Source organism: Phenylobacterium sp., from assembly GCF_030680185.1.
Lineage (GTDB): Bacteria > Pseudomonadota > Alphaproteobacteria > Caulobacterales > Caulobacteraceae > Phenylobacterium.
The window spans coordinates 13,628-27,692 of the sequence record NZ_JAUXVZ010000054.1 but is presented as its reverse complement, the minus strand read 5'-3'; the positions used below and the strand labels follow the sequence as shown (position 1 = coordinate 27,692).

The 14,065-nt window shown below is 67.5% G+C and carries 11 protein-coding genes; 6 read left to right on the top strand and 5 right to left on the bottom strand.

Features of this window, described 5'->3' with window-relative positions; all coding sequences use genetic code 11:
- Positions 1 to 39: 39 nt before the first annotated feature.
- Positions 40 to 1,065 (top strand): phosphoribosylformylglycinamidine cyclo-ligase, encoded by a 1,026-nt coding sequence (gene purM, locus Q8L83_RS13400; protein ID WP_305287735.1) that lies wholly within the window; start codon positions 40 to 42, stop codon positions 1,063 to 1,065.
- A 79-nt stretch (positions 1,066 to 1,144) separates the two neighbouring features.
- Here purM and ndk read toward each other — a convergent pair whose 3' ends face one another.
- Entirely contained in the window at positions 1,145 to 1,564 is a 420-nt protein-coding gene (gene ndk / locus Q8L83_RS13395) for a nucleoside-diphosphate kinase (protein ID WP_305287733.1), read from the bottom strand.
- 269 nt (positions 1,565 to 1,833) lie between these two features.
- Here ndk and Q8L83_RS13390 point away from each other — a divergent pair, with 269 nt between their 5' ends.
- Positions 1,834 to 3,717, top strand: coding sequence for an ABC-F family ATP-binding cassette domain-containing protein (locus tag Q8L83_RS13390; RefSeq protein WP_305287731.1), 1,884 nt, complete (start codon positions 1,834 to 1,836; stop codon positions 3,715 to 3,717).
- A gap of 84 nt (positions 3,718 to 3,801) precedes the next feature.
- Positions 3,802 to 6,168 (top strand): ATP-binding protein, encoded by a 2,367-nt coding sequence (locus tag Q8L83_RS13385; protein WP_370868395.1) that lies wholly within the window; start codon positions 3,802 to 3,804, stop codon positions 6,166 to 6,168.
- A 104-nt stretch (positions 6,169 to 6,272) separates the two neighbouring features.
- Here Q8L83_RS13385 and Q8L83_RS13380 read toward each other — a convergent pair whose 3' ends face one another.
- The 4 genes from Q8L83_RS13380 to Q8L83_RS13365 are packed head-to-tail and all read right to left on the bottom strand — an operon-like array spanning position 6,273 to position 9,255.
- Positions 6,273 to 6,596 carry a peptidase inhibitor I78 gene (locus tag Q8L83_RS13380; protein WP_305287727.1) on the bottom strand — a complete coding sequence of 108 codons (324 nt, stop codon included), beginning with the start codon at positions 6,594 to 6,596 and terminating at the stop codon, positions 6,273 to 6,275.
- Positions 6,593 to 7,051: a DNA polymerase III subunit chi gene (locus Q8L83_RS13375; RefSeq protein WP_305287725.1), complete on the bottom strand. Its 459-nt coding sequence runs from the start codon at positions 7,049 to 7,051 to the stop codon at positions 6,593 to 6,595. The genes Q8L83_RS13380 and Q8L83_RS13375 overlap by 4 nt, the downstream gene beginning before the upstream one ends.
- On the bottom strand, positions 7,044 to 7,745 hold the full coding sequence (locus tag Q8L83_RS13370; RefSeq protein WP_305287723.1) for a hypothetical protein: 702 nt from the start codon (positions 7,743 to 7,745) through the stop codon (positions 7,044 to 7,046). The genes Q8L83_RS13375 and Q8L83_RS13370 overlap by 8 nt, the downstream gene beginning before the upstream one ends.
- Positions 7,746 to 7,770: 25 nt before the next feature.
- Complete coding sequence (locus tag Q8L83_RS13365) at positions 7,771 to 9,255, bottom strand: leucyl aminopeptidase (protein ID WP_305287721.1); 1,485 nt, start codon at positions 9,253 to 9,255, stop codon at positions 7,771 to 7,773.
- 153 nt (positions 9,256 to 9,408) lie between these two features.
- Between Q8L83_RS13365 and lptF the strand changes: the two genes are divergently transcribed.
- From lptF to Q8L83_RS13350, 3 genes are read left to right on the top strand one after another with little or no spacing between them, the layout of a single operon-like run.
- A complete protein-coding gene (lptF, locus tag Q8L83_RS13360) occupies positions 9,409 to 10,548 on the top strand; it encodes an LPS export ABC transporter permease LptF (protein WP_305287719.1) in 1,140 nt (379 codons plus the stop codon).
- Positions 10,548 to 11,648, top strand: coding sequence for an LPS export ABC transporter permease LptG (gene lptG / locus Q8L83_RS13355; protein ID WP_370868394.1), 1,101 nt, complete (start codon positions 10,548 to 10,550; stop codon positions 11,646 to 11,648). The genes lptF and lptG overlap by 1 nt, the downstream gene beginning before the upstream one ends.
- 58 nt (positions 11,649 to 11,706) lie before the next feature.
- A complete protein-coding gene (locus Q8L83_RS13350) occupies positions 11,707 to 14,019 on the top strand; it encodes an LPS-assembly protein LptD (RefSeq protein ID WP_305287717.1) in 2,313 nt (770 codons plus the stop codon).
- Positions 14,020 to 14,065 lie beyond the last annotated feature (46 nt).

Genomic DNA, 14,065 nt, shown 5'->3' with positions numbered 1-14,065 from the left:
CAATTTCTTTCCGCCCCCGAAGGGGCCAGGGCATACGAAATGACCGATCGGCCAAACGGCCTGACCTACGCCCAGGCGGGTGTCGATATCGACGCCGGCGCCGCCCTTGTGGACGCCATCAAGCCCCTGGCCAAGGCCACGCGCCGCCCAGGCGCCGAGGCTTCCCTAGGGGGATTTGGCGCCCTGTTCGATCTCAAGGCCGCTGGCTATGACGACCCTCTGCTGGTCACGACCACGGACGGAGTCGGCACCAAGCTGAAGATCGCCATTGAGACAGGCCTGCACGACACGGTCGGCATCGACCTGGTGGCCATGTGCGTCAACGACCTGCTGGCCCAGGGCGCAGAGCCGCTGATGTTCCTGGACTATCTGGCCACCAGCAAGCTGGACGTGGCGGTCGCGACCCGGGTCGTGGCCGGCATCGCCGAGGGCTGTAAGCTGGCCGGCGCGGCCCTGGTGGGCGGCGAGACCGCCGAGATGCCGGGCATGTACGCCGGCGACGATTACGACCTGGCGGGCTTTTCCGTGGGCGCGGTGGATCGCAATCGCGTGCTGCCGCGGATGGACGACCAGGCGGCCGGCGACCTGCTGATCGGCCTGGCCTCGTCGGGGCCGCACTCCAACGGCTATTCGCTGATCCGCAAGATCGTCGAGCGTTCGGGCCTGGCCTGGGACGCGGCCGCCCCGTTCGCCGAGGGCCAAAGCCTCGCCCAGGCGCTGATGACGCCGACGCGCATCTATGCCCGCAGCCTGACGCCCCTGATCAAGGCCGGTCAGATCAAAGGCCTGGCCCACATCACCGGCGGCGGCCTGACCGAAAATCCCCCCCGGGCGATCGCAGATGGTCTGGCGCCACGCTTCGATTGGAGCGCCTGGAGCCAGCCGCCGGTGTTCGACTGGCTGCAGGAGGTCGGCGGCGTGGCCGAGACTGAGATGCGCCGGACCTTCAACTGCGGGATCGGCATGATGTTGATCGTCGGGGCAGAGGAAGCGCCAGCCGTGCTCGAGGCCCTGCTGGGCGCAGGCGACGACGCCTTCATCTGCGGCGAGCTGATCGCCGCCTGAGCCCTCTGGCGGTTCGGCCATGAAAAAGGGCCGCAGCGGTCAACGCTGCGGCCCTCTGTCGTTCCGGCGATGACGCCGATCAGCCGACGATCTGGTCTTCGGTGAAGAACTGGGCGATTTCCAACTTGGCGTTGTCCTGGCTGTCGGAGCCGTGGACCGAGTTTTCGCCGACGTTCTTGGCGAAGAGCTTGCGGATGGTGCCTTCGGCGGCCTGTTCCGGGTTCGTCGCGCCCATGATCTCACGATACTTGGCCACGGCGTTTTCGCCTTCCAGAACCTGGACCACCACGGGGGCGGAGGTCATCTGGCCGACCAGCTCGCCGTAGAACGGGCGGTCCTTGTGGACTTCGTAGAAGGTCTTGGCCTGGGCTTCGGTCATGCGAATGCGGCGTTGGGCGACGATGCGCAGGCCGGCGTCTTCGATGACCGCATTGATCTTGCCGGTGAGGTTCCGCTCGGTCGCGTCCGGCTTGAGGATCGAGAAGGTGCGTTCGGTCATGGGATTTTTTCTTCAGGAATGGGGTCTTGGGGCGGGAGTTCGCCCAGAGGCGCGCGTGTATAGCTTCCCGCCTTGCCCGCGCCAAGTCGCAGCGGGGCGATACCCCCTGACGGGCGAGGCCAGGTCTGCTATGAGCGCGGCCACGGTCGGGACGGCGGCGGCGCAAGATCTCGAAACTTCCGGCCCCCTCCCCCATGACGGCGAGCCCGCCTGCAGGCGTGCGGCCGCACGCAATCTCGCCTGCCTCTTACTGTTGTGCCCTGACGCTCATGCTGCAAATTCACGAACTGGTCTTCGACGCCTGGGGCCGCCGCTTCTTCGATGGCGCCACGGTCAGCCTGCCCCGCAACGCCAAGGTCGGCCTGGTGGGCCGCAACGGCGTGGGCAAGTCCACCCTGTTCAAGCTGATCAAGGGCGAACTGGTCCTGGGGTCCGGCGAGATCAGCCTGCCCAAGGGCGCACGCCTGGGCTCGGTCGACCAGGAGCATCCGGCGACGCCAGTGTCGCTGATCGACACCGTGCTGGCCGCCGACGAGGTCCGCCATGGTCTGCTGGCCGATCTGGAGACCGCCGAGCCTGAACAGATGGGCGAAATCTATGCCCGCCTGATCGAGATCGATGCTGACCGTGCGCCCTCGCGGGCCGCAGAAATCCTCGCCGGCCTGGGCTTCTCCACCGAGGATCTGGAACGGCCGATGTCGGAATTCTCCGGCGGCTGGCGGATGCGGGTGGCCCTGGCCGCGGCCTTGTTCTCAGAGCCGGACATGCTGCTGCTGGACGAGCCGACCAACTATCTCGACCTCGAAGGCGCGCTTTGGCTCGAGGCGCGCCTGCGCGTCTATCCCTACAATGCGCTGATCATCAGCCATGACCGCGAGCTGCTGAACAACTCCATCGACCACACCCTGCATCTCGCCGACGGCAAGCTGACCCTCTATGCCGGCGGCTACGACGCCTTTGAAACCCAGCGGGCCGAGAAGGCGCGGCTGCAGGAGGCGATGCGCTCGAAGATCGAGGCCAAGCGCGCGCACATGCAGTCCTTCGTCGATCGCTTCCGGGCCAAGGCCAGCAAGGCGACGCAGGCCCAGTCGCGCCTGAAGGCCCTGGCCAAGCTGCCGGTGATCGATTCGATCGACAGCGAGAGCGTGGCCCCCTTCACCCTGCCCTCGCCTGAGCGGCCTCTGGCCCCGCCCCTCGTGCGACTGGAAGGAGTCAGCGTCGGCTATGGCGGTCCGCCCATTCTGCGGGACCTGAACCTGCGGCTGGACGTCGACGACCGCATCGGTCTGCTCGGCGTCAACGGCGCGGGCAAGTCCACCTTCGCCAAGATGGTGGCCGAGGCCCTGGCCATCGAGCACGGCCACCTGCACCGAGACCGCCGCATGCGGGTGGGCTGGTTCCACCAGCACCAGATCGAGGCCATGGACCCGACGGATACGCCGCTCGACATCATTCGCCGGGCCATGCCCGAGGCGTCGGAGGCTTCGCGGCGCTCCAGGCTCGCCCAGTACGGCTTCAACCGCGACAAGGTCGAGACCACGGTCGCCGACCTGTCCGGCGGCGAGCGCGCGCGGCTGTTGCTGAACATGGTGGCGGCCGAGGCGCCCCACCTGTTGATCCTCGATGAGCCCACCAACCACCTGGATATCGACTCCCGCCGCGCCCTGCTGGAGGCGCTGAACGACTTCGCCGGCGCGGTCATCCTGATCACCCACGACCGTTCGCTGATGGAGATGGTCGCCGATCGCCTCTGGCTCGCCGCCGATGGGACGATCACGCCGTTCGAAGGCGATCTGGAAGACTATTCCCGCTATGTGATCGAGCGCGCCAAGGCCCGGGTCCGGGCGCCGACCCAGGTGCGTGAGGAGGCCCCGGCTCCCGCCCCGCCTCCCCCGCCGCCAGCCCGCAAGGCGCCCACCGGCAACGCCCGCCGCCGCGCCGAGGCCGCCGAGGCCGCCTTGGCCCGGGCCACCGAGGCCGTCGCCGAGCTCGACAGGCAGTTGAGCGCCCCCGACGTCTTCGCGCAGAATCCCGACAGGGCTGTCGCGCTCGGGAAGCAGCGGGATGTCGCTCAGGCGAAACTGGAAGCGGCCGAGGCCGAATGGATGGCCGCGGTCGAGGCCTATGAAGCGTTGAAGGCCGGCGTGGGCTAGGGTGCCGGCTGCGGCCTCAGCGAGAGAATCAGCTGAGGCGTTTTCAGCTTTGTTCACCCCCTCAGGCCTAGGTTCAGGCCCAAGATGCGTATGGACGGTTTAGACAGCTCCGCCAATCCACAGCCTGCGGCCGCGGTCCTCACGGGCAGGTTGTCGCGGGCGCTTGCGGCGATGCCGCACGGCATAGCTCTGATCGATCCAGATGGCCGGGTCTCGTGGGTCAATGACGGCTTCACGGCGATTACGGGCTTGTCGGCCATCGATGCGCTCGGTCACGGCGTGGGCAAGCTCCTGTTCGATAACCCGTCCTCCGAGGCGGCGGCGGCCATCGATCTGCTGACCCTGGGCGCGCAGTCCCATTGCAGGGTCGACATCGCTGGGCGACGGGCGTCGGGCGAAGCCTACTGGGCCGACGCCGATCTCCGCGCCGTGCCGGCCGAAGGCGGCGGGTTCGACGGCTTTGTCCTTACCTTGGTCGACATGACCGAAGCCCGGGAAAGCCAGCGCCGTTCAGAAGCGGCGTCCGAGGCGCTGAAGGAGGCCGCCAGATTGGCCGGCCTTGGCGGCTGGGAGATCGATTTCCTGAAGAGTGAAGTTCGTTACAGCGACGAACTTCGCGCGATGGCCGGACATCCGAGCGCCACGGATGAATTCCAGCGCGCCATGGACGTCTATCTGCCGGAACATCGCGAAACCGTGCTCGCGGCCATGATTGAAACAGCCCAGAGCGGCACGCGCATGGACTTCGAGGCGGAGATCAGGACCGCGTCGGGCGAGCGCCGCTGGCTGCGCGTCATGGGATTGGCGGAAATCGTCGACGGCGTCTGTGTCGCCATCCGCGGGGCGAGCCAGGACATTACCGCCACCCGCAACGCCCTGGCCGATCTGCGTGCGTCTGAGGGCTTCGCTCGAGGGGTCATCGACGGTATCGCCGCCATGGTCGCCGTGATCGACGCCGATGGGCACCTCGTGGAAGCCAATCGCACCTTCCGAGAGACCGGCGCCGCCATCCGAGATCGGGATGAATACCCGATGGACCGGAGCATGTTCGACATCTTCAGGGGCCTTCCCGGCGCTCATGGTCGCGCCCTGGAGCGCGGCGTTCGTGCCGTGCTGGCCGGCGAGCGCGAGACCTTCATTCGCGCCTACGAAGCCAAGGATGGCGAGTGGTTTCGCCTGAGCGCCTCGAGGTTCCGGGGCCCCGGCCCCGTGCGGGCGGTGCTGTTCACCCAGTCGGTCGCCGACCTCAAGCGCTCGGAGCGGCGGCTTCGCACGCTGAACGCCAATCTCAAACGCGCCCGCGACCAGGCTGACGCGGCCAATGTCGCCAAGAGCGCCTTCCTCGCCACCATGAGCCACGAGATCCGCACGCCGTTGAACGGGGTGCTGGGCATGGCCCAGGCCATGGCGCGCGATGAGTTGCCCGAAGCGCAGCGCGAGCGCCTGGCGGTGATCCGGCAGGCGGGGGAAACGCTTCTGGTGCTGTTGAACGACCTGCTGGATCTGTCACGGATCGAGGCCGGCCGCCTGGAGCTGGAAGACGGCCTGGTGGACATCGTGCGGATCGCCGAGGGCACCCAGGCGACCTTCACCACCCTGGCCGCCGAGAAGGATCTGTATTTCTGCCTCGATATCGACCCCTCGGCCCGAGGCTACTGGCGGGGCGACCCGACCCGGGTCCGGCAGGTGCTTTACAACCTCGTGTCGAACGCCGTGAAGTTCACCGCGCGCGGCTCGGTGCAGGTCAACGTGGCGCGAAAGGGCGCCCATCTCGTCCTCAATGTCGCCGATACGGGCCCCGGAATTGCGCCGGACCGGCTCGGCTCGCTGTTTGAGAAGTTCGTCCAGGCCGACGCCTCCACGACGCGGAAGTTCGGCGGCTCGGGCTTGGGGTTGGCGATCTGTCGCGAGCTGTGCGGCCTCATGGGCGGCACGATCACCGTGCAGAGCGTTCTGGACCAGGGTTCGAGCTTCACCGTCCGGCTCCCCTTGCCTCCGGCCGAGGCGCCTGAGCCGGCGCCGGCGCACTCTGGCCCGTTGGGTCTGGCCGCGCCGGAGGGCAGATTGATTCGCGTATTGGCGGCCGAAGACAACACGATGAACCAGCTGGTCTTGAAGACCCTGCTGTCGCCCATGATGATCGATCTTCACATCGTCGATGACGGCGAGCGCGCCGTCGAAGCCTGGGCCGACAGCACATGGGACGTCATTCTCATGGATGTGCAGATGCCGAGGATGGATGGGCCGACCGCGGCCCGCGCCATCCGTGCGCGAGAAGAGGCCGAGGGGCGGCCTCGGACCCCCATCATCGCCCTGACGGCCAACGCCATGTCGCACCACGAAAAGGAATATCTGGACGCCGGCATGGACGCCCTGACGCCCAAACCCATCGAGCTGGAGCGGCTGCTCGGCGCTCTGGACGCTGTGCTTAGCGCCGGCGGGGCGGCCTAGCCATGCCGGACTGGGCGCGCCTGATCTACCTGCTGCTGCTTCTGGTGCTGCTGGCGCCGGCTGGCGTGGCGATCATCCGACGCTGGATGAACCGGCGATAGGCCTCAGCCGCAGCGCACCTCTTTGATCAGCCCGGTCTCGGCGTCATAGAAGAAGTTCAGGCGCCGCGGATGGAAATCCATGGTGACCGGACAGGTCGTGCAGGCCACGCGCTGCAGACCGGGATTCACCGGCACCGGGATCTCGCTGCGATGGCGACCGACGAGGCGCTGGGCCTGGGCTGCGCCGCACTGATCCGCAGGCTGGCTGGGCGGCATGGGCCGCGGGGCCGGCGTTTGGGTGGGGGGCGGCTGCGTCGGCGCGGGTTCGCTTGCGCAGGCCGACAGGAGAAATCCAGCGGCGATCGCCAGGACGAGATTGCGTGTCATGCCTGTTTCTCCCAACCTCGGGTCAATTGCCGCCAATAGCTCACCGGCAGCCCCTGCTTCTTGATGGCGCCCCATTGCGCCCTTGCTGTGGCGAGAGCCGCCTCGTCACGGCCGTCAAACAGCACGATGCACCGGACAAATCCGTCGAGCCCGCCCGCATCGGCGCCGTCGAGCAGAAATACCACATCGGCGCCGTTTGGATTGTCCATGCCGGTGGTCAGCAGCACCGGCTGGGCGGCCGCATGCGGCTCGTCTGCGGCGCCATGCGGCAGGAAGCTGTCGTCCCGATAGCTCCACAGCCAGCCGTCCAGGTGTTCCAGGCGTTCGGGCAGGCGCGACCTGACAAGCGCCTTCCACTTCCGCGCCAGGGTCTTCTCCAGAAGATCTGGCAGCACCTGATCAAGGCCAGAGCGCTCCAGATGGTAGAACCAGACCTCGCAGGGCGCCTCAGCCATGAACGTCCACCGCGATCTCGCGGCTCAGGGCCTGGATCATGCCGGCCACTTCGCGCGGGGCCGTAAGCGGCGAGAGGTGGTTGAGCTGGAGCCGCCGAACCCGCCAGCCCATGTCGCGCGCGGCCTGGGCCTGATCTTCGTAGGCGCCGCTGAGCTGCAGATAGCCGCCGGGGCCTGAAAGCGCTCCAGGCGGCGCTGGCTCTTCGAAATAGGCGAGCGGAAGCGGCCCAAGCTCGGCCAGCAGCGACGCCCGAAGGGCTGGATCGGGCACGAGCCGATCCAGCGCGCCCGGCGGCCACCAGGCGTCCCACGAGGGCAGCTCTCCGCCCTGGGAGCCGAGAGTCAGATCCTGGCGAAGGGCCGGCGGCGCGGTGTCGAGCCAGCTGAGGCTGGGATGCGGCAGGATGGCGTCCACGAGGATCGTGCCGATCACGGGGACGCTGAGCGCCTGCGCCGTCGCCGGCGCAAGGGCGCCCGCCCCGCTATGGGCGACCAGGATGACCGGATCATCGCCGACGTCCTCGATCGTGCGCGCCATCGTCTTGGCCAGGGTCGCGTAGAAGTCGCCGGAGATGTCGGTCAGCGGCGTCCAGGCCGGCGCCACCGCCGCCAGCCCGCGGCCGGTCAGACCTTGGGCCACGCCCTGCCAGGTCAAGGGGCCCAGCAGGGGGCTATGCAACAGGATCAGCCTCACCGCCCTCTCCCAGCGCGCGAACCGATCAGCCCTCGTACTTGTCGGCGACCATGCGGTTGAGCAGGCGAACGCCGTAGCCCGTGGCGCCGTCAGGGATGGTCGGCACGCTGGACGGCTTCTTCCAGGCCGTCGAGGCGATATCCATGTGCGCCCACGGCAGCCCGTTGACGAACCGCTGCAGGAAGAGGGCCGCGGTGATCGAGCCGCCCGGACGGCCGCCGGTGTTCTTCACATCGGCGATGATGCTGTCGATCTGCTTGTCGTAGGCCGGCGGCAGCGGCATCCGCCACAGGGGCTCGGCCTCGGTCTTGGACGCGGCCAGCAGATTGTCGGCCAGTTCGTCATTGTTGGAGAAGACGCCGGCATAGTCATTGCCCAGGCTGATGATGATGGCCCCGGTCAGGGTGGCCAGATCGACCATGAACTTCGGCTTGAACCGATCCTGGCAGTACCAGAGCGCGTCGGCCAGGACGAGACGGCCCTCGGCGTCGGTGTTGATGATCTCGATGGTCTGGCCCGACATGCTGGTGACCACGTCGCCGGGACGCTGGGCGTCGCCGTCGGGCATGTTCTCGACCAGGCCAAGAATGCCGATGGCGTTGACCTTGGCCTTGCGGCCGGCCAGCACGTGCATGAGGCCGGCCACGGCGGCGGCGCCGCCCATGTCCCACTTCATGTCTTCCATGCCGTCGGCCGGTTTCAGCGAGATGCCGCCGGTGTCGAAGCAGACGCCCTTGCCCACGAACGCGACGGGCTGGGCGGCAGGATCGGACGCCCCGTTCCAGCGCATGATCGCCAGTTGGCTTTCCTTGCGGCTGCCCTGGCCCACGCCGAGCAGGGAGCCCATGCCGAGCTTCGCCATCTCGGCCTCGCCGAGGATTTCGACCTCGAGCCCCAGGCTCTCGAGAGCCTTCACCCGGCGGGCGAACTCCGCGGGGTAGAGAACGTTCGGCGGCTCAGACACCAGGTCGCGGGCGAACGAAATGGCGTCGGCCAGGGCCGCCTGTTCCACATAGGCGGCCTGGGCGGCCGCGGCGTCGACGCTGACGATCTCAGCCCGGACAATCGAGGGCTTCTTATCGGCCGGCTCCTTGGTGCGGTAGCGGTCGAAGCGATAGGCGGCCAGGCGAACGCCGAGCGCAGCCCGCTCCGGCTTGCCGATCGTCGGATCGGCGAAGGCCACGCGCAGCACGGTGAGTCCCGAGAGCTTGACCGCGCTGTAGGCGCTGGCCGCCGCCAGCTCGGCGCCGACATCGTCAAAGGCCTCTCGCTTGCCCGCACCGACTAACACCAGCCGCTCAGCCGCATGGCCGGCCGGCGCCGTCAGATCCAGGACCTGACCCTTGGCGCCGGTGAAGCGCCCTTGCGCCAGGGCGCGGCCCACCACACCTCCGGCCTGCTGGTCAGCCTCGGCGGCCGCCCCGGAAAGGACAGAACCTTCAAAGACGATGAGGGCGAGCGCCGTTTTTTCGGCGATATCTGAACCGGGCGCGACGAATTGGATGTCCATGCGAATTCTCTATCAAAGCAAAGCTGAAGGCGCTCCACCGCCAGGGCGCCCAGACTGGCGTCTCCTGCGGCGGTTGTGTGGCGCAGCAACGCATGGTTTAGAACAGCTTCGCGCCAAGGGCGCGCCAAATCACGCCGGCGACGCCTTTTTTTCATGCGCCTGATCGACCGATATCTGCTGCGCCAACTGGTGGGTCCCACCCTGTTGGCGGCGCTCGCCCTGACCTCGGTGGCTCTGCTTAGCCAGAGCCTCTCGGCGCTTGATGTCATCATCAATCAGCGCCAGAGCGCTGGCGTGTTCCTGAAGATCACGCTGCTGGCGATGCCGCAACTGATCAACATGGTCATGCCCATCGCCCTGTTCGTCGCCGCCCTCGTGGCGCTCAACCGGCTGCAGAGCGAGCAGGAGCTGGTCGTCTGCTACGCAGGCGGCATGAGTCGCTGGCGCGTCATTGCGCCGTCCATGCGGCTGGCGGCCATGATCGCCCTGGCGGCCCTGGTGTTGAACCTCTTCATCCAGCCCGCAGCGTTTCGTGAACTGAGGAACACCCTGTTCGACGTGCGGACCGACCTCGCCGCGACCCTGGTGCGCGAGGGCGAGTTCACCGAGCCCGCGCCGGGCCTGACCGTCTATGCGCAGAGCGTCGACAGCCGCGGGGGGATGGGCAACCTCTTCATCCACGTGGCGGAATCCGATGGCGTGGCGACGACCTACACCGCCGATGAAGGCCGGCTGGCGACCAGGGGCGGCGTGCCCGTCCTGATCATGGCCCGCGGATCGACCCAGGAGTTCAGCGAGACCGGCGTCCTGAACTATCTGACCTTTGACGAGTACATCTTCGACCTCAGCCCGCTGGTCGCGTCCGAGGAGCTGATCCACTACAAACCCTCTGACCGCTATCTCCACGAGCTGTTCTTCCCCGACCTCACCCAGGATTGGGAACAGCGCAATCGCCTGGAAATGCTGGCCGAAGGTCATGCCCGGCTGGCCAGCCCCCTCTACAACATCGCCTTCATGGCCATGGCGCTGGCCGCCATCCTGGGCGGCGGTTATGACCGGATGGGCTATGGCCGACGGATCGCCTGGGCGGGGGCTGCGGCGGCGATCACACGAATCCTGGGCTTCATCGCCCAGGCCGCCAGTGAATCCCATGCCTGGCTGAATCTCCTGCAGTACGCCATCCCCCTGGCCGCCACGGGCCTGGCCCTGCGCAACGTGTTCCGCCAGAAGGTCTCGCGCTTCATCGACATGCGTTCGCGCCCCAACCGGATCGCGCGGGGGGGCGCCGCCTGATGCGATTTGGTCGGATCGAGGCCTATGTTCTGAGCCGCAGCCTGTTGAGCGTCGGCGTCGCCCTGGCCGTCATTTCCGCGGTGATCCTGCTGGTGCAGTTCGTGGAGCTGTCCCGCTCGGTGGGTGTGCGCGCCGAGGTCAGTGTCAGCCAGCTGTTCGGGCTCACGGCCCTGGGCATGCCGTCCCTGATCCTGGTGCTTCTGCCCTTCGTGTTTCTGTTCGGCTGCATGTCGGCCTATGTGAGCCTCAATCGGCGCAGCGAGCTTGTGGCCATGCGGGCGGCCGGGGTCTCGGCCTGGCGCTTCATCCTGCCCACGGCGGCGGCGGCCGCCGTTGTCGGGGTGATCACCGTAACCCTCCTGAACCCGCTGGCCGCCGCGTCGAACGCCAGGTTCGCCAGCGAGCGGGCCCGGATCATGGACAATTATCTCGTCGACGCGCCGCAGGACGTCTGGCTGCGGCAAGGCGATGAGCGCAGCCAGATCGTGATTCACGCCAGCGACCGCGAAATCGTCGACGGCTCGGTCGTGCTACGGGGGGTCTCGCTGTTCGTCTATCAGAAGGATGAGGATGGCGCGCCGCAGTTCACCCGCCGGCTGGAGGCGGCCGAGGCCAGGCTGCTGCCTGGGTTCTGGCGTTTGACCGATGTCCGCGAGGCCGCAGCCGGGGAAAGCTCCGTCCGGTCCGAAAGCCTGTCCCTGCGCTCAAGTCTCGACAGCGAATCGGCCATGGAACGGTTCGCCTCGCCGGAGGCCATCGCCTTCTGGCGTCTGCCGGCCGCCATTCGGACGACCGAGCAGGCCGGCTTCAGCGCCAGCCGATATCAGCTTCGCTTCCACCAGCTCCTGGCCACGCCGGTGCTGTTCGCCGCCATGACCATCCTGGCCGCGGCCTTCTCCCTGCGTCTGGTCCGCCTGGGCGGCCTGGCGGGCCTGGCGGGCGCTGGCGTGGCCCTGGGCTTCGTCTTTTTCTTCCTGAACGAATTCGCAGGCGCCCTGGCCAATGCGAACATCATTCCCCTTGCCGCGGCGGCCTGGGCGCCGCCTGTGATCGCCCTCCTGTCGGGGGTCACGCTGCTCTGCTACACCGAAGACGGTTGAAAGACACCGCCACGCCGCTATTCCCTGCGCTCCTGGCGCGGCAAGAAGGGATTCACGCTTGAAGACGTCACCTCGGCGCGTATCGCTCGCCTCGGTCAAGCGCAGCCTCCTGGCCGGGGCGGCGGTGGCCAGCCTGTGCGCCGGCGCCGCAACCGCTCAGACGACGGACGTGGTCCAGCCCGAAACCGCGCCGGCCGAAGGCCAGGCCCGAGGCCCCGATGGCCTGGCGCCCGGCTCGCTCTACATGGAGGCCGACTCCATGGTCCGCGACGACTCCCGTGAGCGGACGACCGCCACCGGCGAGGTCGAGGCCCGCTACGACAGCCGCAATCTGCGCGCCGACGCGCTGGTCTATGACGAGGCCCAGGGCGTGCTGGAAGCCTCCAATGTCGAGATCTTCAATCCCGACGGCAGCGTGGAGTTCGCCCGCGAGATCGTCCTGGACGACCAGATGAAGGCCGGCATCGCCCGGGGCTTCGCCGCGCGGCTGCCGATGAACGTCAAGCTGGCGGCGGCCAGCGCCGTCCGCCGCAACGAGAACGTCAACGAACTGAACCGGGCGATCTACACCCCCTGCGACATCTGCGCCGACAACACCGACAAGACGCCAACCTGGTCGATCCAGGCCGAGAAGGTGGTTCAGGATCGCGAGCGTCAACTGGTCTATTACCAGGGGGCGGTGTTCCGCCTGTTCGGCGCGCCGGTGCTCTATCTGCCGCTCTTCTGGCATCCCGACCCGACGGCCGCGCGCAAGTCCGGCCTTCTGACCCCGGACATCTCGGCCTCAGACCGGCGGGGCCTGTCCTATGAACAGCCCTATCTGTTCGTCCTGTCGCCGTCCTCGGACCTGACGCTCAGCCCGCAGATCAACACCAAGGTCGCCCCCTTCCTCAACGCCCGCTACCGCAAGCGATTCTATTCCGGCGAGATCGACGTGCGGGGCGGCTACACCTACGCCCAGGACTTCGACAGCAGCGGCCGGTTCGGGGACCGGACCTCCCGCAGCTACATCCTGGCCCGCGGCGCCTTCGCCATAGACGAGAATTGGGAGTGGGGCTTCACCGCCGAGCGCGCGTCCGAAGACCTCCTGTTCGACAAGTACGAGATCGGCGACGTCTTTCAGTCCCGCGGCCCCTATATCGCCGATGATCGCCGGCTGATCTCCCAGCTCTATGCGATCCGCCAGGACGACAATTCCTACCTTTCCACCGCCGTGCTGGACATTCAGGGCCTCCGCCCCGGCGACGACGACAGCATCTTCCCGACCGTGGCCCCGGTGATCGAGGGCCGATGGTCGCCAGACGTCCGGCTGGCCGGCGGCCGGGTGAATCTGCAGTTGGACGCCGTCGCCCTGGAGCGCGATCGGTCGCCGGCCAGCACCGCGCTTTCGAACCTCCCCGGCCTGGACAGCCGCCGGGTGATCGGCCAGGCCGACTGGCGCGCCAGCTATACCCTGGCCGGCGGCGTCCGCATTCAGCCCTTCGTCAATCTCCGCGCCGACGCCTACAGCCTGGGCGACATCCCTTCGGAAGGCTACGGCGGCAGGACCGAGACCCGCGGCATGGCCACGGTCGGCGCCGATCTTAGCTGGCCATTCTATCGTAGATTCAATGACAAGACGGTGGTTCTTGAGCCATTGGTTCAGGTTGCCGCCTCCCCTCGCCCCAACCAGATCCAGGTGGACGTCGACGCCAATGGCGACCCCGTCTATCTCGATGAAGACAGCCTCGCTTTCGAGTTTGACGAGACCAACCTCTTCCTCGCCGACAAGTTTCCGGGCTTTGATCTGATGGAAGGCGGACTGCGCGCCAGCGTCGCGGGCCGCGCCAGTGTGCTTTGGGACGACGGGCGGCGCGCCAGCTTCCTGATCGGCCGCAGCTTCCGGGACTCCGAGGAGCAGGCCTTCTCTGTTCGGACGGGCCTTCGCGATACGGAATCAGACTGGATCGTCGCGGCCGAGGCCCAGCCCATCCGGGGCCTGTCGGTCTTCAGCCGCGCCCGTCTGGATGGCAAGAGCCTGGACGTCCGCCGGGCGGAGACCGGCGCCAACCTGGCCATCGCCCAAGGTTCGGGTTTCTTCCGCTATCTGTGGGATGACCTCGACATCAACGGCGTGAAGCGCGAGAACCTCGACCTGGGCGGCGAAGTGTTCCTCACCCAGAATTGGGGCCTCACCGCCTATGGCAATCGGGACATGGTGCAGGACGCCTGGGTGGTGCGCGACATCGGCGTAGTCTATCGGGACGAATGTACGCGGATCGAAGTCGTCTATCGTCGCGAAGACACCGTCATAGGTCGCCTGGGTCCCAGCGAGTCGGTCGCTGTGCGCCTAACCCTCGCCACATTGGGCGAACCTATCTATGCCAACTAGGATCAGCGGCGTTTCAAGCCGCCTCGAAGGAATGACCCAAGCGATG

Coding starts and splice junctions, on each gene's coding strand:
- purM (WP_305287735.1), top strand. CDS start 40: ATGACCGATCGGCCAAACGGCCTGACCTACGCCCAGGCGGGTGTCGAT.
- ndk (WP_305287733.1), bottom strand. CDS start 1,564: ATGACCGAACGCACCTTCTCGATCCTCAAGCCGGACGCGACCGAGCGG.
- Q8L83_RS13390 (WP_305287731.1), top strand. CDS start 1,834: ATGCTGCAAATTCACGAACTGGTCTTCGACGCCTGGGGCCGCCGCTTC.
- Q8L83_RS13385 (WP_370868395.1), top strand. CDS start 3,802: ATGCGTATGGACGGTTTAGACAGCTCCGCCAATCCACAGCCTGCGGCC.
- Q8L83_RS13380 (WP_305287727.1), bottom strand. CDS start 6,596: ATGACACGCAATCTCGTCCTGGCGATCGCCGCTGGATTTCTCCTGTCG.
- Q8L83_RS13375 (WP_305287725.1), bottom strand. CDS start 7,051: ATGGCTGAGGCGCCCTGCGAGGTCTGGTTCTACCATCTGGAGCGCTCT.
- Q8L83_RS13365 (WP_305287721.1), bottom strand. CDS start 9,255: ATGGACATCCAATTCGTCGCGCCCGGTTCAGATATCGCCGAAAAAACG.
- lptF (WP_305287719.1), top strand. CDS start 9,409: ATGCGCCTGATCGACCGATATCTGCTGCGCCAACTGGTGGGTCCCACC.
- lptG (WP_370868394.1), top strand. CDS start 10,548: ATGCGATTTGGTCGGATCGAGGCCTATGTTCTGAGCCGCAGCCTGTTG.